General features: G+C 66.1%; 17 protein-coding genes. 13 read left to right on the top strand and 4 right to left on the bottom strand.

Annotation, left to right across the window (positions count from 1 at the left end; all coding sequences use genetic code 11):
• Positions 1-159: 159 nt before the first annotated feature.
• Together V2L18_RS11920 and V2L18_RS11915 are read right to left on the bottom strand one after the other, a co-directional pair.
• Positions 160-1,452 (bottom strand): O-acetylhomoserine aminocarboxypropyltransferase, encoded by a 1,293-nt coding sequence (locus V2L18_RS11920; protein WP_336178481.1) that lies wholly within the window; start codon positions 1,450-1,452, stop codon positions 160-162.
• A gap of 251 nt (positions 1,453-1,703) precedes the next feature.
• Complete coding sequence (locus V2L18_RS11915) at positions 1,704-2,222, bottom strand: CoA-binding protein (protein WP_336178480.1); 519 nt, start codon at positions 2,220-2,222, stop codon at positions 1,704-1,706.
• 113 nt (positions 2,223-2,335) lie between these two features.
• On the opposite strand from V2L18_RS11915, the gene V2L18_RS11910 reads away from it, so the two are divergent.
• Entirely contained in the window at positions 2,336-2,989 is a 654-nt protein-coding gene (locus V2L18_RS11910) for a MarC family protein (protein WP_336178479.1), read from the top strand.
• Between the two features lie 67 nt (positions 2,990-3,056).
• Here the strand turns inward: V2L18_RS11910 and V2L18_RS11905 are convergent, their stop codons facing one another.
• Complete coding sequence (locus V2L18_RS11905) at positions 3,057-3,875, bottom strand: enoyl-CoA hydratase (RefSeq protein WP_336178477.1); 819 nt, start codon at positions 3,873-3,875, stop codon at positions 3,057-3,059.
• A 121-nt stretch (positions 3,876-3,996) separates the two neighbouring features.
• Here V2L18_RS11905 and V2L18_RS11900 point away from each other — a divergent pair, with 121 nt between their 5' ends.
• The gene (locus V2L18_RS11900) at positions 3,997-4,425 is read left to right on the top strand and encodes a PaaI family thioesterase (RefSeq protein WP_336178476.1); all 429 of its coding nucleotides are present in this window, start codon (positions 3,997-3,999) and stop codon (positions 4,423-4,425) included.
• 191 nt (positions 4,426-4,616) lie between these two features.
• Here the strand turns inward: V2L18_RS11900 and V2L18_RS11895 are convergent, their stop codons facing one another.
• Entirely contained in the window at positions 4,617-5,828 is a 1,212-nt protein-coding gene (locus V2L18_RS11895) for a UbiH/UbiF family hydroxylase (RefSeq protein WP_336178475.1), read from the bottom strand.
• Positions 5,829-6,403: 575 nt separating this feature from the next.
• On the opposite strand from V2L18_RS11895, the gene V2L18_RS11890 reads away from it, so the two are divergent.
• The 11 genes from V2L18_RS11890 (at position 6,404) to V2L18_RS11840 (ending at position 19,580) form a co-directional block, all read left to right on the top strand.
• On the top strand, positions 6,404-7,147 hold the full coding sequence (locus tag V2L18_RS11890) for a CDP-alcohol phosphatidyltransferase family protein (RefSeq protein WP_336178473.1): 744 nt from the start codon (positions 6,404-6,406) through the stop codon (positions 7,145-7,147).
• A gap of 3 nt (positions 7,148-7,150) precedes the next feature.
• Entirely contained in the window at positions 7,151-7,903 is a 753-nt protein-coding gene (locus V2L18_RS11885; protein WP_336178472.1) for a TerC family protein, read from the top strand.
• A 52-nt stretch (positions 7,904-7,955) separates the two neighbouring features.
• Positions 7,956-8,933, top strand: coding sequence for a quinone oxidoreductase (locus V2L18_RS11880; RefSeq protein WP_336178471.1), 978 nt, complete (start codon positions 7,956-7,958; stop codon positions 8,931-8,933).
• A 556-nt stretch (positions 8,934-9,489) separates the two neighbouring features.
• The gene (uraH, locus tag V2L18_RS11875) at positions 9,490-9,837 is read left to right on the top strand and encodes a hydroxyisourate hydrolase (RefSeq protein ID WP_336178470.1); all 348 of its coding nucleotides are present in this window, start codon (positions 9,490-9,492) and stop codon (positions 9,835-9,837) included.
• A gap of 5 nt (positions 9,838-9,842) precedes the next feature.
• Positions 9,843-11,321: a xanthine dehydrogenase small subunit gene (xdhA, locus tag V2L18_RS11870; protein WP_336178469.1), complete on the top strand. Its 1,479-nt coding sequence runs from the start codon at positions 9,843-9,845 to the stop codon at positions 11,319-11,321.
• 1 nt (position 11,322) lies between these two features.
• Positions 11,323-13,644: a xanthine dehydrogenase molybdopterin binding subunit gene (gene xdhB / locus V2L18_RS11865; protein ID WP_336178468.1), complete on the top strand. Its 2,322-nt coding sequence runs from the start codon at positions 11,323-11,325 to the stop codon at positions 13,642-13,644.
• A complete protein-coding gene (xdhC, locus tag V2L18_RS11860) occupies positions 13,641-14,678 on the top strand; it encodes a xanthine dehydrogenase accessory protein XdhC (RefSeq protein ID WP_336178467.1) in 1,038 nt (345 codons plus the stop codon). The genes xdhB and xdhC overlap by 4 nt, the downstream gene beginning before the upstream one ends.
• Positions 14,679-14,800: 122 nt before the next feature.
• Positions 14,801-16,417 carry an ABC transporter ATP-binding protein gene (locus tag V2L18_RS11855; protein ID WP_336178466.1) on the top strand — a complete coding sequence of 539 codons (1,617 nt, stop codon included), beginning with the start codon at positions 14,801-14,803 and terminating at the stop codon, positions 16,415-16,417.
• Positions 16,407-17,531, top strand: a complete 1,125-nt coding sequence (locus V2L18_RS11850) for an ABC transporter permease (protein ID WP_336178465.1) — start codon at positions 16,407-16,409, stop codon at positions 17,529-17,531. Before V2L18_RS11855 ends, V2L18_RS11850 begins: the two co-directional genes overlap by 11 nt.
• On the top strand, positions 17,528-18,448 hold the full coding sequence (locus tag V2L18_RS11845; protein ID WP_336178464.1) for an ABC transporter permease: 921 nt from the start codon (positions 17,528-17,530) through the stop codon (positions 18,446-18,448). Before V2L18_RS11850 ends, V2L18_RS11845 begins: the two co-directional genes overlap by 4 nt.
• Before the next feature lie 67 nt (positions 18,449-18,515).
• On the top strand, positions 18,516-19,580 hold the full coding sequence (locus V2L18_RS11840) for a BMP family ABC transporter substrate-binding protein (RefSeq protein ID WP_336178463.1): 1,065 nt from the start codon (positions 18,516-18,518) through the stop codon (positions 19,578-19,580).
• Positions 19,581-19,847: the final 267 nt, after the last annotated feature.

Raw genomic sequence — 19,847 nt, 5'->3', positions numbered from 1 at the left:
GAGCGCCTGCAGGGCGCGTCTCGAAGGATGGGCCACGAGCAGAAAGCCCCCACAACCCCCGTCCGCCAAACCATGAACCACATCGAGTGATGGGGCCGGCTTCCATTCCTGCATGCGGACCGCGTGTCCGCACGCCGTGATTTCCTGTTGCGCGGTCGATCAGGCGCGAAGTGCCTGATCGAGGTCGGCGATGATGTCGTCCACGTCCTCAAGCCCGATCGACAGGCGCACCACCTCCGGGCCTGCACCGGCGGCCACCTTCTGCTCGTCGGAGAGCTGGCGGTGGGTGGTGGAGGCGGGGTGGATGACCAGCGAGCGCGTGTCGCCGATATTGGCCAGATGCGAGAAGAGCTGGAGATCGGCGACGAACTTCACGCCCGCCTCGTATCCGCCCTTGATGCCGAAGGTGAGCACCGCGCCGGCGCCCTTGGGGGCGTATTTCTTCATCAAGGCGTGGCTCGGGCTGCTTTCAAGCCCGGCATAGGACACCCAGGAAACGCCCGGGTGCTTTTCCAGCCACCGGGCCACGGCGAGTGTGTTGTCGCAATGGCGCTGCATGCGCAGTGGCAGGGTCTCGATGCCGGTCAGCAGCATGAAGGCGTTGAACGGCGACAGCACGGGGCCAAGATCGCGCAGCGACAACGCCCGCATGGCGATGGCGAAGGCGAAGTTGCCGAAGGTCTCGTGCAGCACCATGCCGTTGTATTCGGGCCGGGGCTTCGACAGCATCGGGTAGCGGTCGTCGGCCGACCAGTCGAACGAACCGCCGTCGACGATCACCCCGCCCATGGAATTGCCGTGGCCGCCCATGAACTTGGTCAGCGAATGGACGACGATGTCGGCGCCGTGCTCGATCGGCCGGCACAGGTACGGCGAGGCCAGCGTGTTGTCGACGATCAGCGGCACGCGAGCCTTCTTCGCGATGGCTGCGATGCCGGCGATGTCGGTGACGATGCCGCCGGGATTGGCGATGGATTCAATGAAGATCGCCTTGGTCTTCGGGCTCAGCGCCTTCTCGAAGGAGGAGAGGTCGTCCGGGTTGGCCCATTTCACCTTCCAGCCGAAGCTTTCGAAGGAATGGCCGAACTGGTTGATAGAACCGCCGTAAAGCCTTGTGGAGGCGACGAATTCGTCGCCGGGCTGCATCAGGCCGTGGAACACCATCATCTGCGCGGCATGGCCGGAGGCGACGGCGAGCGCCGCGGTGCCGCCCTCAAGCGCGGCCACGCGCTCTTCCAGCACGGCCGTCGTGGGGTTGGTGATGCGGGTGTAGATGTTGCCGAAGGCCTGCAGGCCGAACAGCGAGGCCGCATGGTCGGCGTCGTCGAAGACGTAGGAGGTCGTCTGGTAGATCGGCGTCGCGCGCGCGCCGGTGGCCGGATCCGGCTGGGCGCCGGCGTGGATGGAGAGCGTGGAGAACCCCGGGGCCTTGTCGCTCGTCTTGTCAGTCATGAAGGTCGTTTCCCTTGTCTTGTTTTGTGCTCTGGTCACCGAGGCGGCCGAGGGGGCGCCGATCGGCCGCCGGTCCGTTTCCGGTTGTGCCCGGGCAGAGCATCCGGCCGGCTGCGCTATGCCGCGCCACAGTGGACGATGCCGCCTGCGCGTATCAAGATCAAAGCACGTCGTTCTCTTCCGCCGCAAAAGGCGGCAAAGGGTTTCTCAATCGTGCGGCGGCCGCAACCGGAATGCGGCGTTGAAGCCCGCTACTTGCGCAGTCCCCGGTGCTGAAAGCCGCCGCGCAGGACGGGCCGCTTGGCCGAGATCGTGCGCGAGTTGACGCCGGTCCAGCCGATCTCGCCGGACAGCCGCCCGTATTCGATCTTCGGGCAGCGGTTCATCACGACCTGAAGGCCGGCTTGCTCCGCCCGCAAAGCCGCTTCCTCGTGGACCACGCCGAGCTGCATCCAGATCACCTTCGGCAACGGCTGGAGCGTCAGCGCTTCCTCCACGATGCCCGGCACCGCGTCGGAGGCGCGGAAGATGTCGACCATGTCCACCGGGCCGGGAACCTCTTTCAGGCTCGCAAAGCACGGGCGGCCGAGGATTTCCTTGCCCGCCTGGCCGGGATTGACCGGAAAGACGGTGTATCCCTTGTCGATCATGTACTTCATGACGAAGTAGCTCGGCCTGACCGGATTTGCGCTGGCGCCGACGATGGCGATGGTCTTCACCTCGTCGAGAATGGCGCGGATCGTTGCATCGGGATAGGGATCGTGGGACACGAAGGTTCCTGGGGTTGTCTTCAGGTGCGTCTTTGCGGCGTCGGCCGTGGCGCGCGGGCAACGCTATTGGCTTTGCGCGGCGCGGGCAAGCGGCGGCTTTGCGGGAGGAGGGGATGGACAGCTTTCTCGGACATGCGGTGTCGGTCTTCGCGGCGTTCTTCGCGATCATGAACCCCGTCGCCAACACGCCTGTCTTCCTGTCGCTGACCTCGGGCGACGACGAGGACGTCCGCCATCTCGTCGCCTTTCGAGCGCTGGCGCTGGCCTTCGGCATCGTCGTGGTGTTCGCGGTGGCGGGAAACCTGATCTTCCAGGTCTTCGGCATCACCCTGCCGGCCTTCCGCATCACCGGCGGGCTGCTGGTGTTTCTCGTCGGCTATCACATGGTGCAGGGCGACGCCTCGCGCGTTCAGCAGCCATCGAGCGAGGACAAGCGCGCGAGCCGGGAGGCGGAACTCGACGTCGCCATCGCACCGCTCGCCGTGCCGATCCTCGCCGGACCCGGCACGATCGCGACGGCGGTGAACTTCGCCTCCGGCAACGGCCTCAGCGAACTGGTGACGACGATCGCGGCGTTCTTCGTGCTGTGCGCCGTGAGCTACGGTTTTTTCCTGTTCGGCAACCGCTTCGTCGCCTATCTGGGCGCCAACGGCATCAAGATCGTCACCCGGCTGATGGGCCTGATCCTCGCCGTCATCGGCACGCAGATGGCGATCGCCGGCATCGGCGGCGCGGTGAAGCTCATTCAGAGCGGGCAGGCGGGGTAGGGCCGCTTGCTCCAAAAGGCTCGTTCCGCAAGGCGCGCCTACGGTGACCCTCGGCACCCGGCCCCCGCTACCGCCCCTCCCACTCCGGCGCGCGCTTTTCCAGGAATGCGCCGATGCCTTCCTCGGCGTCGCGGGCGAGCATGTTCTCCACCATCACGTTGGCGCAATAGTTGTAGGCGTCCTCCAGCGACATCTCGGCCTGGGCGTAGAACGCCTCCTTGCCGATCTTCAGCGTCAGCGGCGATTTCGACGCGATGACGGCGGCGTATTTCGTCACCACCGTATCGAGATATTCGCTCGGCACGATGCGGTTGATAAGGCCGAAATCCTTGGCGGTGGAAGCGTCGATGCTTTCGCCGGTGAGCAGCATCTCCATCGCCTGTTTGCGGCTCGCGTTGCGCGAGAGCGCCACCATCGGGGTGGAACAGAAAAGCCCGATATTGACGCCCGGCGTGCAGAAGGTCGCCCGGTCTGTGGCGATCGCCAGATCGCAGGAGGCCACCAGCTGGCAGCCGGCCGCCGTCGCCACCCCGGCAACGGCGGCGATTATCGGTTTTGGATGCGAAACGATCTGCTGCATCAGCGCCGAGCAGCGGCCCATGATATCGGTGAAATAGGCGCGCCCGCGATCGGCATCGCTGCGGTGGGCCGTCAGTTCCTTCAGGTCGTGTCCGGCGCAGAAGACCTTGCCCGGCGCCGCATCGATCACCACGACCCGCACCGCATCATCCTCGCCCGCGCGCGAAAGTGCCGACGACAGCGAGGCCATCATCGCTTCCGAAAGGGCGTTCATGCGCTCCGGCATGTTGAGCGTCAGGCGCAGGATGCCGTCTTCAAGCGCGGATTTCAGCGGGGTTCCCGGCAGCGTGGTCGCGGCGTCGGCCATGAATGCGTCTCCCTGATGTTTCGCCTCTTATAGCGCATGTCCGCCCACAAGGCACTTGCGCAGCCAGCCGGGATTGTCTCCCATGCCGCATGGTCAGAATTGTCGATCGGCCTGGGGAGGAATGATGGGCACCGTTATGGACAAGGAGGAAGTTTCCGACTTCCTCGATCGTGAATTTCCAGAAATCAATTACGATGGACCGGCCTATACGGTTGAATCCGTTTCCGAAAACGAGGTGGTGATCCGCCTCAACGCGCATGACCGGCACCTGCGGCCCGGCGGCACCGTTTCGGGGCCGACCATGATGGCGCTCGCCGATCTTGCCGCCTATGTGGTGATTCTCGCCCATATCGGCCCGGTGGCGCTGGCGGTCACGACCAATCTCAACATCAACTTCCTGAAAAAGCCGTCGCCGGGCGACCTGCTGGGCACATGCCGGCTCCTGAAGCTCGGCAAGCGGCTCGCGGTGACCGAATGCGCGATCACCAGCGAGGGAAGCGAAGAGATCGTGGCGCACGCAACGGCGACGTATTCGATCCCGCCGCGCTGAGGGGGAGCGCGGGTGGTGAAGCGGCTGTGAAAGCAAGCGGCCCATCCTTCGAGACGGGCCTTCGGCCCTCCTCAGGATGACGTTATCGTGTTGCTTGTTTCGCTAAACCATCAACAAACACAACGTCATCCTGAGGAGGTCGCGAAGCGGCCGTCTCGAAGGATGGGCCCCTTGCTCCGATCTCCGGCCACCTACGCCGATTTCGCGCGGCCGCGGAACGAGGGGGCTACGCCCTCGCGCATCAGGAGGCGGCGCAAGGGGCCGACCTGGCCGGCGAGATAGAGCCCCAGACCGCGCACCATCTGGATGGGCAGGAAATCCGCCAAAAGCGTGCGGTTGAGCGTGTCGACGCCGAAGATGCGAGTATCAATGTCGCCGCGCCGGGCCGCCGCGTAGGCGGCAAGCGCGGTTTCGCCGCCGATGTCCTGTCCGTTGGAGCGCGCGCGCTCGCAGGTCTGCCCGAGCACCGCCACGTCGCGCAGCGACAGGTTGAGGCCCTGAGCACCGATCGGCGGGAAGACATGCGCCGTCTCGCCCACGAGCGCAATGCGCCGGGCCGCAACCGTCTTTGCCTTCATGCCCGACAGGGGGAAAACCTGACGGCCGCTTTCGAGCTTCATCGGCCCGAGGATCGATTTCGCGTGACGCTCGACCTCGGTCGCGAAGGCCTCCTCGCCGAGCGCAGCGGCCGTCTCGATCGCGGCGGGCTCGCCCACCCACACGAGGCTCGAGCGATTGCCCTTCAGTGGCACCAGCGTGAAGGGGCCGTGCGGCGTGTGGAACTCGGTGGAGGTATCGTCGTGCGGCCGCCCGTGCGAGAGGTTGGCCACCAGCGCAGATTGCGGGTAGCTCCAGCGCCGGACCGCGATGCCCGCCGCATCGCGCACCCGCGATTCCCGCCCGTCGCTGGCCACGACGAGTTTTGCGCAAAGGGGCGCGTCGCGGCCCTCGATATCGATCTCCACGTTATCGAGGCGGCCAGCGGCCGGCGGCCGAACCGCCTCGGCGAAGGCCTCGATGCGGGTTACCTGGCTGCGGTCGAGCGCTTTTTCAAGCACCGCATTAAGATCGTTGTTCAAGACATTGTAGCCAAATGCCTCAAGGCCGATTTCCGAACTGTCGAACAGGGTCTCCGGCGCGCGCACGAGCCGGCCCGTGTCGTCGATCAGGCGCATCTGGCGCAAGGGCGCGGCAAGCGGCGCGATGTCGTCCCAGACGCCGAGATCGGAGAGGATGGCGACGGAGGCGTCGAGCAGCGCGGTGGTGCGCGGATCGGCCTTGGCCTTCGGGCCGACGAGGACGGTGGTAAAACCCCGGGCGGAAAGCAGCAGGGCCGCGATCATCCCCGAGGGGCCAGACCCGACCACGGCGATCTCCGTCATCTGCGCTGTCGCCTTGCTCATCGTCTCCATCCTTCTTGATATGTCCGGCCCCCCTCGGGATGTCCCGTTCGGACGTGTCTCATCCGGACCGGCCCATCCGGTCCGCGTGGTGCGCTGGAATGCTTGTGCAGGGAAGGCTTAGGCCAGCCTTCGGGTTCCGGCAAGAGCGGGGTCTTCGCATGCGATTGCGCGCGACTCACCCGTGCGCGCTCGTTTCCGCAGCGCGCGCACCTGCGTCATTTTGACGGTGGCCGGTGCCACCCCGGTGTCAACATTGTACAGTTTTGCCCAATTTTTCCGGACCCGATGACCGGAAAGTGACCCTTTTGAACAAGTTTTGATCGACTGTGACGCGCTGCGATGCCAAGAGTGCAGGCGAGGGCGGCGCGCGGGGCGGATCGAACGGGATCAGGCCATCCGCGGCGTGAAGCAATTAAGGGTTCGAAAGCCGACCGGTTTAAAACCGCTGGAACACGGGCCGCGTGTCCGCTAGAGCGATTTCCTAATCTATCAGATCGGTTCATCCGATCGGGATATGCTCCAGGACGCAGAAGGCTTGAACGGCGCAACCGGCGCATCCCCGGAAAGCAAGTGAAATGGCGACGCAGCCGCGCGAAGAATCCGCAAACATGGGCAAATCCACCTGGCTGGCCTTTGCCGTCCACATCCTGACCGCTTCCGGTGCGCTGTGGGCGCTTCTGGCAATGGTTGCGGCGGCGGACCGCGACTGGCCGATGATGTTCGCCTGGCTCGGCGTCGCGCTCGTCGTCGACGGTGTGGACGGACCGCTGGCGCGTGCGGCCAATGTCACCGAGAAGCTGCCGACCTGGTCCGGCGCGGCGCTCGACTTTGTCATCGACTACGCGACCTACGTGTTGCTACCGGCCTTCGCCATCGCCACCGCCGGGCTGATGAGTAGCCCCTACAATCTGATCGCCTCCGGGCTCGTCGTCGTCTCCGGTGCACTCTATTTCGCCTACGAGGGTATGAAGCTGCCGGACAACTGTTTCCGTGGTTTCCCGGTGACGTGGAACATGCTGGTCTTCGTGATCTTCGCGTTTCCCGGGCTGCAGGCCTATTCGCTGGCGATCATCGTGGTGTTCGTGGCGCTGACCTTCGCGCCGGTGCGTTTCGTTCATCCGGTGCGGGTGAAGCGGCTCAGGCCGCTGACGCTCGCCGTCGCCATCGTCTGGCTCGGTTCCGCCTTCGTGGCCGCCAGCGACGGCATGCAGGCGCAGGGACTGACGGGTATTGGACTGGCCGGTTCCAGTATCTATCTGCTGGTGATCGGCGCCCTGTTCCAGCTCAGCGACAGGATGCGTGCACGCTCGGCGGAGTGAAAAATGCTGGAATGGGTGGTTGAACCGGCCGGCTGGGCCAGCCTCGTCACCCTGACGGTCATGGAGATCGTCCTCGGCATCGACAACATCATCTTCATCTCGCTGATCGTCGGCCGGCTGGAAAGCGTCTCCGCCGACCGGGCCCGGGCCATCGGCCTGACGCTCGCCTTCGTTTTCCGCGTGGCGCTGCTGTCGCTTCTGACCTGGATCATCACGCTTCAGCGCCCGCTCTTCGAACTGTTCGAGAACGCCTTTTCCTGGCGGGATCTGATCCTGCTCGCCGGCGGCCTGTTCCTGATCGTCAAGGCGACGCAGGAGATCCACGATACGATTGAGGCCGGCGAGAGCGACGAGGACGATGGCGGCGACCCGCGCCCGGCGAAGGCGGCTGCGTCCTTCCTGTCCGTCGTCGTGCAGATCGCCATCATCGACATGGTGTTCTCGGTCGACTCGATCATCACGGCCATCGGCATGGCGGAGCACCTGTCGATCATGATCGCCGCCGTGGTCGTCGCGCTGATCATCATGTACGTCGCCTCCGGCCCGATCGCCGACTTCATCAGGCGCCATCCGACAACGAAGATGCTGGCGCTCGCCTTTCTGCTGCTGATCGGTGTGGCGCTGGTGGCAGACGGCTTGAGCTTCCACATTCCGCGCGGCTACATCTACTTTGCCATGGCGTTTTCCTGTTCGGTCGAGTTCTTCAACATCCTGGCCGCAAGGCGCCGTCGCGAACGCCGCGGGGCGGCACGCTGAACGGTCCGATATCCGCGCGCAGAAATCGGCGAAACGAAAAGGGAGCCCGAAGATGGTTCGAGCGATACGCGTTCACGAGACCGGCGGACCGGAGGTGATGCGGTTCGAGGAAGTTGAGATCGGCGAGCCCGGCCCGGGCGAGGCCCGCATCCGGCACGAGGCGATCGGCCTGAACTTCATCGACACCTATTTCCGCTCCGGCCTCTATCCCGCACCCGAAGGCCTGCCGATGACGCCGGGCAACGAGGGCGCGGGCACCGTTGTCTCGGTGGGGGAAGGGGTGAGTGAGGTCGCGCCCGGTGACCGCGTCGCCTATGTCGGCCCGCTCGGCTCCTACGCCGAGGAGCGGCTGGTGCCGGCCGACCGGCTGGTGAAGCTTCCCCGCGAGATCGACAGCCGGACAGCGGCCGGCATGATGCTGAAGGGCATGACGGCGAGCTATCTGCTGAAAGACACGTTCAAGGTCGGTCCGGGCACCACGCTGTTGTTTCATGCCGCGGCCGGCGGGGTCGGGCTGATCGCCGGGCAGTGGGCGAGGCACCTGGGCGCCACCGTCATCGGCACGGTCGGCTCGCCGGAAAAGGCGGAACTGGCGCGCGCCCACGGCTACGAACACGTCATCGATTACACGAAGGAGAACTTCGTGGAACGGGTGGCCGAGATCACCGGCGGGGCGAAATGCGATGTCGTCTACGATTCGGTCGGCAACGACACCTATCCCGGTTCGCTCGACTGCCTGAAGCCGCTCGGCATGTGGGTGTCCTTCGGCCAGTCGTCGGGCCCGATCCGGGACTTCAACCTTGCGCTACTGGGCCAGAAGGGCTCGCTCTTCGCGACCCGGCCGACGCTCTTCACCTACGTCGCGCAGAGGGCCGATCTGGAGCGCACCGCCAACGGCCTGTTCGACGTGGTGGCGAGCGGAGCGGTGAAGATCAAGGTCAACCAGACCTACGCGCTCGCCGATGCCGTGAAGGCCCACCGGGACCTGGAAGGCCGCCGCACGACGGGGACGACGGTGCTGCTGCCGTAGGGCGAAAACGCGTCTCGACGGCTGTACGTCGCCGGTTGCACCCGCTATCCCACCCAGGCCCCTCCGTCGTCATTGCCTGGCTTCGTCCGGGCAATCCATGGCTGGCCCCGAATGCGTGGCGCGCTGGATCACCCGGACTTCGCCGGGTGATGACGGTGGAGAGTGCGGCGCGTGCTGCACGTGCGCTTCTTATCCACAAGACGTTGCCGGCCGACCGTGCGTCGTCAATTCGCGCGCCATATGTCGCATTCTCCGCGCCGCGCCATCAGGGCGATGACAATGGCGGTTTCGCGCGCTTTCGTGCGGTGCGTGTGAACCGGCGCCCGTGGCCGCGCGGTTCCGGCCTTTCGCCGCCGACGCCTTTTGCCCGATCCGGGCTTGCTCTCGAGCCGGCGATGATCTTCGATCGTGGCTGAGTCCGGCTCGGCATCGGCAGGCCGTGGGGTGATGCCGTTTCGGCATCGCCCGTGACTGAATTAAGTTCTTTTGTGAGCCGGCATGGTGATGCACACTCGCGGTGCATGCCTAATCTATTGTCGTATCAAGAGGAGCCGCGATGGGGCGTCTGACCACCCATGTTCTCGACACCGGCGCGGGAAAGCCTGCGGCGGGGCTCTATATCGAGTTATGGTGTCTGGATGGCGAGCCCGAACGGCTTTCCGCCCTTTCGACCAATGCCGACGGTCGCGCGGACACGCCGCTTCTCGAAGGCTCCGCCTTTCGCGCCGGAACATTTGAATTGCGCTTCTTTGCCGGCGATTATCTGCGCAAGGCGCAGAGCCTGCCGGAGCCGGCCTTTCTGGACATGATCCCGATCCGTTTCGGGATTTCGGATGCCGATGCGCACTATCATGTGCCGCTTTTGCTGTCGGCCTACGGTTATTCGACCTATCGCGGGAGTTGAGCCGCATGCGTGAAGCGATCCGCTTCCTGCGCGGGGATCAGATCATCGAGCTTTCCGACGTGGCGCCCACCGAGACGCTGCTCGATTATCTGCGCCTCAGCGAACGAAAAGTCGGCACCAAGGAGGGCTGCAACGAAGGCGATTGCGGCGCCTGCACCGTGGCGCTTGGCAGGCTTGTGGACGGGCAACTGGTCTACGAGCCCGTCAACGCCTGTATTCAGCTGCTCGGCCAGGTGGATGGCTGCGAGGTTGTGACCATCGAGGATCTGGCGGAAGACGGGCGTCTGCACCCCGTCCAGGAAGCGCTGGCCCGCCATCACGGCTCGCAGTGCGGCTTCTGCACCTCCGGCATCGCCATAAGCCTTTTCACGCTCTATCACCAGCCGGCGGCCACGCCGGACCGGCGCACGGTCAACGAGGCGCTCGCCGGAAATCTCTGTCGCTGCACGGGCTACAGGCCGATCGCGGATGCGGCGCTGGAAGTCTGCTTCGCGGAGCCCGACGACCAGTTCTCGCGCCGTGCCGACCAAATCGCCGAAACGCTCGCGGGTCTTCACGACGGCGAGGAGATCTTCATCGGCGACGAGACCTCGTTCTTCGCCGCACCCGCGTCTATCGACGCCCTGGCCGATCTCTATTCCCGCCATCCGGATGCGACTCTGGTCGCAGGCGCGACCGATGTGGGGCTCTGGATCACCAAGCAGCTTCGCGACTTGCCGAAGATCATCTGGCTCGGCCGGGTGGCCTTCCTCGATCGCGTGGAGGCCATCGAGGAGGGGCTGATCATCGGCGCCACGGCGAGCCTTGCGCGGGTGGAGCCTCAAATCGCGCGGCTCGACCCCGATCTCGGCGCGGTGTGGTCGCGCATCGGATCCCGGCAGGTGCGCGCGTCTGGAACGGTCGGCGGCAATATCGCCAACGGCTCGCCCATCGGCGACACGCCGCCCATGCTGATCGCGCTCGGCGCCATGCTGGAGCTGCGCAAGGGCGAGACGGCGCGCACCCTGCCGCTGGAGGATTTCTTCATCGACTACGGCAAGCAGGACCGTGGCGAGGGGGAATTCGTCACCGGCATCTTCGTGCCGGCGCCGGGGCCGAACGACGTCTTCCGCGCCTACAAGATCTCCAAGCGCTTCGATCAGGACATTTCCGCCGTGATGGCCGCCTTCCTGTTCACCATCGAGGAGGGACGCATCATCCATGCGCGCGTCGCCTTCGGCGGCATGGCGGCGACGCCGAAGCGGGCGCGGCGGGCCGAAGCCGCGCTTGGTGGTGCGGTGCTGGCCGAGCCCGGCACATGGGGCCGCGCGCTGAAGGCCATCGAGCGCGATTTCGCGCCGATATCCGACATGCGCGCGAGCGCGGAATACCGGGTCAAGGTGTCCCGTTCGCTGCTGGCCAAGGCGCTGGTGGAGGCGGCGGGCATGCCGTCCGACAGAACCCGCGTTCAGGGACACAGGGAGGCGGCGGAAACCCTTGTCTGACATGATCGAGACACCGACTGTCGCCTACGCCACTGTCCGCCGGCCGCTGAAACACGACAGCGGCGACAAGCACGTGAGCGGCGCGGCCGTCTATGTTGACGACGTGGCCGAGCCCGAGGGCACGCTGCACATGGCGCCGGGCTGGTGCCGGGACGCAGCGCGCGGACATATCATTGCGCTCGATCTCGATGCGGTAAGGGCGGCGCCGGGCGTCGTCGCGGTGCTGACGGTCGAAGACATTCCGGGCGAGAACGACTGTTCGCCCTCCATCGGCGGCGATCCGATCCTGGCGGACGGGGAGATCCTGTTCTGGGGGCAGGTGGTCTTCGCCGTCGTTGCCCGCACCCGCGCCGAGGCACGCCGCGCGGCACGCCTTGCCCGCATCGAAGTGAGCGAAGAGGCGGCGACGATCACGGTGGATCAGGCGCTCGTGAATGACACGACGGTGCTGCCGGACTACCAGTTCCGAAAGGGCCAGCCGGAGACGGCGCTGGAGACCGCGCGGCACCAGCTTTCCGGTGTCATGCGCATCGGCGGGCAGGAGCACTTTTATCTGGAAGGGCAGGTCGCGCTTGCCGTGCCGGGCGAGGACGGCGACATGTACGTCCACTCCTCCACCCAGCACCCGAGCGAGGTCCAGCACATCGTCGCCAAGGCGCTCGGCACCATCGATGCGGGCGTGAGCGTCGAGGTGCGCCGCATGGGCGGGGCCTTCGGCGGCAAGGAGAGCCAGGCGAACCAGTGGGCGGCGCTCGCCGCCATCGGCGCGCGCGTCACGGGCCGGCCCTGCAAGCTGCGGCTCGACCGCGACGACGACATGATCATGACCGGCAAGCGGCACGACTTCCGCGTCGACTATGCCGTCGGCTTCGAGGGCGACGGCGCGATCAAGGCGGTCGACATGGCGTTCGCCGCGCGCTGCGGCTGTTCGGCGGACCTGTCGCTCGGCGTCGTCGACCGGACGATGTTCCACGCCGATTCCAGCTATCACTACCCGGATGCGCTGATCACCTCGCGCCGCATGCGTACCGATACCGTCTCGAATACCGCATTTCGCGGCTTTGGCGGCCCGCAGGGCATGCTGGCGGCGGAGCGGGTGGTGGATGCCATCGCCATCACGCTCGGGCTCGATCCGCTCGACGTGCGCAAGCGCAATCTCTATGCGCAAGGCGCCGACATCACGCCCTACGGTATGCGGGTGGAGGAATTCGCCACCCAGCACGCCATCGTCACCGAGCTGGAACAGACCAGCGACTATCGCGCGCGGCGCGAGGAGATCCGCGCCTTCAACGCCGCCAACCACATCCTGAAGAAGGGGCTGGCGCTGACGCCGGTGAAGTTCGGCATCGCCTTCACCCTGCCGCATCTCAATCAGGCCGGCGCGCTGGTTCACCTTTATCAGGACGGCTCCGTCCACCTGAACCACGGCGGCACGGAGATGGGGCAGGGGCTGAACATCAAGGTCGCCCAGGTGGTGGCGGAGGAATTCGCCATTCCGCTGGAGAAGGTGAAGATCACCGCGACGCACACCGGCAAGGTGCCGAATACCGGGCCGACGGCGGCCTCCTCCGGCTCCGATCTCAACGCCATGGCCGCGCGGCGGGCGGCGGAGAAGATCAAGGAACGGCTGGTCGCCTTCGCCTCCGACAAGTACGGAGTGCCGATCGACAAGATCGTGTTCCGCGACGGCCATGTGCTGATCGGCAACGAGCCGGTGCTGCTCGGCCAGCTCGCCAAGGCGGCGCTGACGAGCCGGGTCCAGCTCTCCGCGACCGGCTACTATGCGACGCCCAAGATCACCTGGAACCGGCAGACGGCGACAGGCCGGCCGTTCCTCTATTTCGCGTTCGGCGCGGCCTGTTCGGAAGTGATCATCGACACGATGACCGGCGAGATGCGGGTTACCCGCGTCGACGTGCTGCACGATGTCGGCAAGTCGCTCAATCCGGCCATCGACATGGGCCAGATCGAGGGCGGCTTCGTGCAGGGCATGGGCTGGCTGACCACCGAAGAGCTGGTGTGGGACGACAAGGGCCGGCTGACCACGCACGCGCCGTCGACCTACAAGATCCCCACCGCTTCGGACGTCCCTGAAGACTTCCGCATATCTCTTTACAAATCTCTGGGAAATCCCGAGCCGACGATCTACCGCTCAAAGGCCGTGGGCGAGCCGCCGGTGATGCTGGCGAATTCGGTCTTCTGCGCCATCGTCGATGCGGTGGCGAGCCTGAGGCCCGGCGTGATTCCGCCGCTCGATGCGCCGGCGACGCCCGAAGCGATCCTTGCCGCCGTGGATGCGGTGAAGGCCGCGAGGGTGCCATGAGGGGCGGCGCGTGGGGAAGCGGCATCTGGGCCGCGGTGGCGGAAGCGCTTGAAGCAGAGGGCGCGGCCGCGCTGGTGACGGTGATCCGCGTTGAGGGTTCCGCCCCGCGCGAGGCTGGCGCACGGCTGGTGGTGCGTCCCTCCGGCGCGTTTTCGGGCACCATCGGCGGCGGGGAACTGGAATTCCAGGCAATCGCCGCCGCGCGCAAGGCGCTGGCGGCGGCGGATGGGCCACAAACGGTGCGCCGCAACTTCGCGCTCGGGCCGGAGCTCGGCCAGTGCTGCGGCGGCCGGTCGGACGTGCTGATCGAGCGTTTCACGCCGGAGCGCGCCGAGACGGTGCGCGCGCTCGCCGAACGCGAGGCGCAGGGACCGTTCGCGACCCGGGCCGTGCTCGGTGAGGGAGCCGTTCTCGAGCGCGCCGTGTCGGATGATGCGGACCTTGGCGGCATGCCGGCGGCCTCGCTTGGGCCGGGCGGTGTGCTGGTGGAACGGTTCGGCGAAGCGCGGGTGCCGCTTTATCTCTTCGGCGCGGGCCATGTCGGGCGGGCGATGGCGCTGGCGCTGGCGCCGCTGCCCTTCGATGTCACCTGGATCGACCCGCGCGCCGATGCCTTTCCCGCAGCCGTTCCGGGAAATGTCGTCTGCCGGCAGGTTGCCGAGCCCGCGCAGGCGCTGGAGAGCGCGCCGGACGGGGCTTGCGTGCTGATCATGACCTATTCGCACGCGCTTGATCTGGCGATCACGGAAGCGGCGATCATCGCCGGGCGCTTTGCCTATGTCGGGCTGATCGGCAGCGGCACGAAGCGGGCGCGCTTTGAGCGCCACATGCGCAAGGTGGGGATATCCGAGGATCTGATTTCCGAACTTGTGTGCCCCATCGGCATAAGCGGTATCACATCGCGCGAGCCGGCGGCGATTGCGGTTGCGACGGTGGCGGAACTGCTGGTACTGCGCGACAGCGCCGCCGCTGGCACGAAACCTGCTGTTGCTGGCGGGTCTCTTACGGGCAAGGCGGTGCGCGCGGTATCGTGACGGACGAAAACACGGGGCGGGCCGGCGCATCGCTGTGCCGGCATGAGGCAATTTGACGGGTTGGACGGAGACGGGACGGCGAGAGCCGCCCGAATGAAGGGCATGAGCCGGGGGTTTCGAAGATGAGCGACGCTGGGCCGACGAGGACGCCGTCGGGTGCCGGGGATGACGCGGGCGCGGAGCTTCTTGTCGCGCGCGCCATCACCAAGCGCTTCGGCGATCTGCTCGCCAACGACCATATCGATTTCGCCATCCGGGCCGGCGAGATCCACGCGCTTTTGGGCGAGAACGGGGCGGGCAAGTCGACGCTCGTCAAGATCCTCTACGGCGCGCTCGAGCCCAACGAGGGCCAGATCCTGTGGGACGGCCGGCCGGTGACGATTGCGAGCCCCGCCGCGGCGCGCGCGCTCGGCATCGGCATGGTCTTTCAGCATTTCTCGCTGTTCGAGGCGCTGACGGTGGCGGAGAACATCGCGCTGGCGCTGAACGATGCGCCGGCGATGAAGGATCTGTCTGAGCGCATCGAGACGGTTTCGCGCGACTATGGCCTGCCGCTCAATCCGGCTTCGCGCGTGGCGGACCTTTCCGTTGGCCAGCGCCAGCGCATCGAGATCGTGCGCTGTCTGTTGCAGCAGCCGCGGCTCATCATCATGGACGAGCCGACGTCCGTGCTCACCCCGCAGGAATCCGACGGGCTGTTCAAGACGCTGGAGCGGCTGGCCTTAGAAGGCTGCGCGATCCTTTACATCTCGCACCGTCTGGAAGAGGTGAAGCGGCTCTGCCGGGCGGCCACCATACTGCGCCACGGCAAGGTCGTGGGCTCGTGCGATCCGAGGAAGGAAACCGCCGGCTCGCTCGCCTCCATGATGGTGGGCGCCGACGTCAAGCAGGTGAAGGCCGACGGCACGCCGGCAACCGGCCCCGTACGCCTCGCCCTCAACGACCTGACCATGCCGGCCGAAAGCCCCTTCGCCGTGCCGCCCAAGCATGTGGGGCTCGCCGTGCGCGGCGGCGAGGTGGTGGCGATCGCAGGCATTGCCGGCAACGGCCAGAGCGAGCTTTTCGATGCCATTTCCGGAGAGACCATCGCCCGGCAGGCGGACGCGGTGGAGATCGACGGCAAGCCGTCGGGCCGAATGGGCATCACCCAGCGTCGGCGCGCGGGCGCGGCCTTCGTGCCGGAGGAACGGCTCGGCCACGGCGCGGTGCCGGGGCTGGCGCTCGCCGACAACATCCTGCTCACCCGCCATTCCACCGGCGACGGGCTCGTCAACCTGACCATGCTGGCGCGCGGCGCGGCCCGCGCCATGGAGCAGCGCATCAAGGGCGCGTTCGACGTGCGCATGAGCCGGGATAACCCGGAGGCGCGCTCGCTGTCGGGCGGCAATCTGCAGAAATTCGTCATGGGGCGCGAACTCGACCGCTCGCCGGGCGTGCTCGTGGTCAACCAGCCGACCTGGGGCGTGGATGCGGGGGCGGCAGCGCTCATCCGCCAGTCGCTGATCGATCTGGCACGCGCAGGCTCCGCCGTGCTCGTGATCTCGCAGGATCTCGACGAGATCTTCGAGATCGCCGACCGGATCGCGGTGATCTCGCGCGGCCAGCTTTCGCCGGCCGAACCGGCATCGGACATGACGCGCGAGCGCATCGGCCTGCTGATGGGCGGGGCGGGCGAGACAAACGGAGACGGGAGCGGTGACGCGGTGAGCGCGGCAGGGGAAAAGATCGATGCGGCTTGAGCTGAAGAAGCGTCCCGAGCATTCCAGGGCGATGGCCATCGCCTCGCCGCTGATCGCCATCGCGTTGACGGTCATCTTCGGCGCGATCCTGTTCGCGGTGCTGGGCTACGACCCGGCGAAGGCGCTCTATTCGTATTTCATCGAGCCGCTGACGGAAGCCTGGTCGTTGGAGGAGCTTGCCTCCAAGGCGACGCCGCTGGTGCTCATCGCTGTCGGCCTGTCGGTGGCGTTCCTGTCGAACACCTGGAACATCGGCGCGGAAGGCCAATACACGATGGGCGCCATCTTCGGCTCCATCATTCCGGTCTATTTCTGGCAGTGGGACAGCTGGATGGTGCTGCCGGCCATGATGGTCATGGGCATGATCGGCGGCGCGCTCTACGCCTCGATCCCGGCCTTCCTGAAGACCCGCTTCGGCACCAACGAGATCCTGACCTCGCTGATGCTGGTCTATGTGGCGGGCTTCCTGCTCGACTGGCTGGTGCGCGGGCCGTGGCGCGATCCCGGCGGTTACAATTTCCCCGAAACCCGGGACTTTTCGGAAGCCGCCATCCTGCCGCCGATGATCGGCAACGGCGCGATGCACTGGGGCGCGGTCTTCGCCGTCGTCGCCGTCATCGTCGTCGCCTTCCTGCTCGGCGGCACGCTCAAGGGCTTCGAGGTCAAGGTGCTGGGGCAGGCGGAGCGGGCAGGGGCGTTTGCCGGCTTTTCGCGCAAGAAGATGGTCTATTTCGGCTTCCTGTTGTCGGGCGCTTTTTCCGGCCTTGCCGGGATCGCGACCGTCTCCGGCACGGTGCAGCAGCTCCAGCCCTCGATCTCGCCGGGCTACGGCTTCACCGCGATCATCGTCGCCTTCCTCGGGCGGCTCAATCCGGTCGGCATCCTGATCGCCGGGCTGATGTTGGCGCTGACATATCTGGGGGGCGAGTCGGCGCAGGTGACCATGGGCATCTCCGACAAGGTCGTGCGGGTCTTCCAGGGCATGCTGTTGTTCTTCGTGCTCGCCTGCGACACGCTGATCCTCTACCGGGTCAGCATCGTCTCCGGCCGGGGCAAGGGCGCGCGGCCGCAGGATCCGGTTGAAAATCTCGTTCCGGCGGAGGAAGCGGTATGACCATGTTCGAGGCCATCCTGCTGACGGTGATCACCGCCTCCACGCCGCTGCTGCTGGCCGCCATCGGCGAACTGGTGGTGGAGCGCTCCGGCGTTCTCAACCTGGGCGTGGAAGGCATGATGGTGATGGGCGCCGTCATGGGCTTTGCGGGCGCGCAATGGACCGGCAATCCGTATGTCGGCATCGTCACAGCGGTGCTGGCGGGCATGGCGATGGCGCTGATCTTCGCCTTCGTCACGCAGACGCTGGTCGCCAACCAGGTCGCCTCCGGTCTGGCGCTGACGCTTCTGGGGCTGGGGCTTTCCGGCATGCTGGGCGAGGCCTTCGTCGGCCAGCCGGGCATCAAGCTGCCGGCGCTCGACATTCCCGGGATCTCCGATATTCCGTTCATCGGGCCCGTGTTTTTCGGTCAGGACCTGCTGGTCTATCTCTCCTTCGCGCTGGTCATCGCGGTGACGTGGTTTCTGTTCGTCTCGCGCACGGGACTGAAGCTGCGCGCGATCGGCGACAACCACGTCTCCGCCCATGCGCTCGGCATTCCGGTTGTCCGCTACCGCTATCTGGCGATCCTGTTTGGCGGCGCGTGCTCGGGTCTGGCGGGGGCCTATCTCTCGCTCGCCTACACCCCGCAATGGGTGGAGAACATGACCGCCGGGCGCGGCTGGATCGCGCTGGCGCTGGTGGTCTTCGGCTCCTGGCGGCCGTGGCGGGTGGTCGTCGGCGCCTATCTCTTCGGCGCGGTCTGGATCTCGCAGCTGCACCTACAGGCTCTGGGCAGCGGCATCCCCTCGCAGTTTCTCTCGTCGCTTCCCTATCTGGCGACGATCGTCGTCCTCGTTCTGATTTCGAGCAACCGCCGGCTGTCGCTGATCAATACGCCGGCGGCGCTCGGAAAGCCCTTCGTGCCGGAGCGTTAGCGAGAAAGTCCCGGCACGGGCGAATGCGCACCCCAAACTCCACAGGGAACCCAAAGGAACCATTGCCATGAAGACAAAGCTTCTTGCCGCAGCCGCACTGGCCCTCGGCCTTGCGACCGGCGCCGCCCAGGCGGAGCCGTTGAAGATCGGTTTCATCTACATCGGCCCGACCGGCGACTTCGGCTGGTCCTACCAGCACGACCAGGGCCGCAAGGCCATCGAGAAGGCCTTGGGCGACAAGGTCGAGACGACGTATCTGGAAAGCGTTCCGGAAGGCCCGGATGCCGAGCGCTCCATCGAGCGTCTGGCGCGCGCCGGCAACAAGCTGATCTTCACGACCTCGTTCGGCTACATGGACCCGACGCTGAAGGTCGCCAAGAAGTTTCCGGATGTGAAGTTCGAGCACGCCACCGGCTACAAGCGCGCCGACAACGTCTCGACGTACTCCTCGCGCTTTTATGAGGGCCGCTATGTGATCGGCCAGATCGCGGCGAAGATGTCGAAGACCGGCACCGCCGGCTACATCGCCTCCGTGCCGATCCCGGAAGTGGTGCGCGGCATCAACGCCTTCATGCTGGGTGCGCAGTCGATCAACCCGGACTTCAAGGTCAAGGTGATCTGGGTGAACTCCTGGTTCGACCCGGGCAAGGAAGCCGATGCGGCCAAGGCGCTGATCGATCAGGGCGTCGACATCATCGCCCAGCACACCGATAGCCCCGCGGCCACGCAGGTCGCCGAGGAACGCGGTATCCACAGCTTCGGCCAGGCCTCCGACATGATCAAGTTCGGTCCCAAGGCGCAGCTCACCGCGATCGTCGACAACTGGTCCGACTACTACATCTCCCGCGCCAAGGCGGTGATCGACGGCACCTGGAAGTCGGAAGACACCTGGGGCGGCTTCGACAAGGAGATGGTCCACCTCGCGCCCTTCACCAATATGCCTGACGACGTGAAGGCGATGGCGGAAGAGACCGTCGCCAAGATCAAGTCGGGCGAAATGCATCCCTTCACCGGCCCGATCATGAAGCAGGATGGCTCGGAGTGGCTGAAGGACGGCGAAGTCGCCGACGACGGCACGCTGCTCGGCATGAACTTCTACGTCAAGGGCATCGACGACAAGCTGCCGCAGTAAGCGGCAAGCGGACGTCATTGCCTCCCGCATGTTGAGGGATGTGCGGGAGAGGGAATACCCCGGCCGAGCTCAGGCCCGGCCGGGAGAGCATGCGATTTTTCGGGATATCAGCGGCTTGTTCTCCTCTCCCCCCTTGTGGGGGAGATGTCACCCGCAGGGTGACAGAGGGGGGTACTAGCGGCAGGTTCGGAGCAAGCGGCTTTACCCCCCTCTGTCGGCTAAAGCCGACATCTCCCCCGCAAGGGGGGAGAGGGGTGCAAGTGGCGA

It is taken from the genome of Breoghania sp. JC706, from assembly GCF_037026715.1.
GTDB lineage: Bacteria > Pseudomonadota > Alphaproteobacteria > Rhizobiales > Stappiaceae > Breoghania.
Note: the sequence above shows the minus strand (reverse complement) of the source record. Positions and strands in the feature narration are given on the sequence as shown.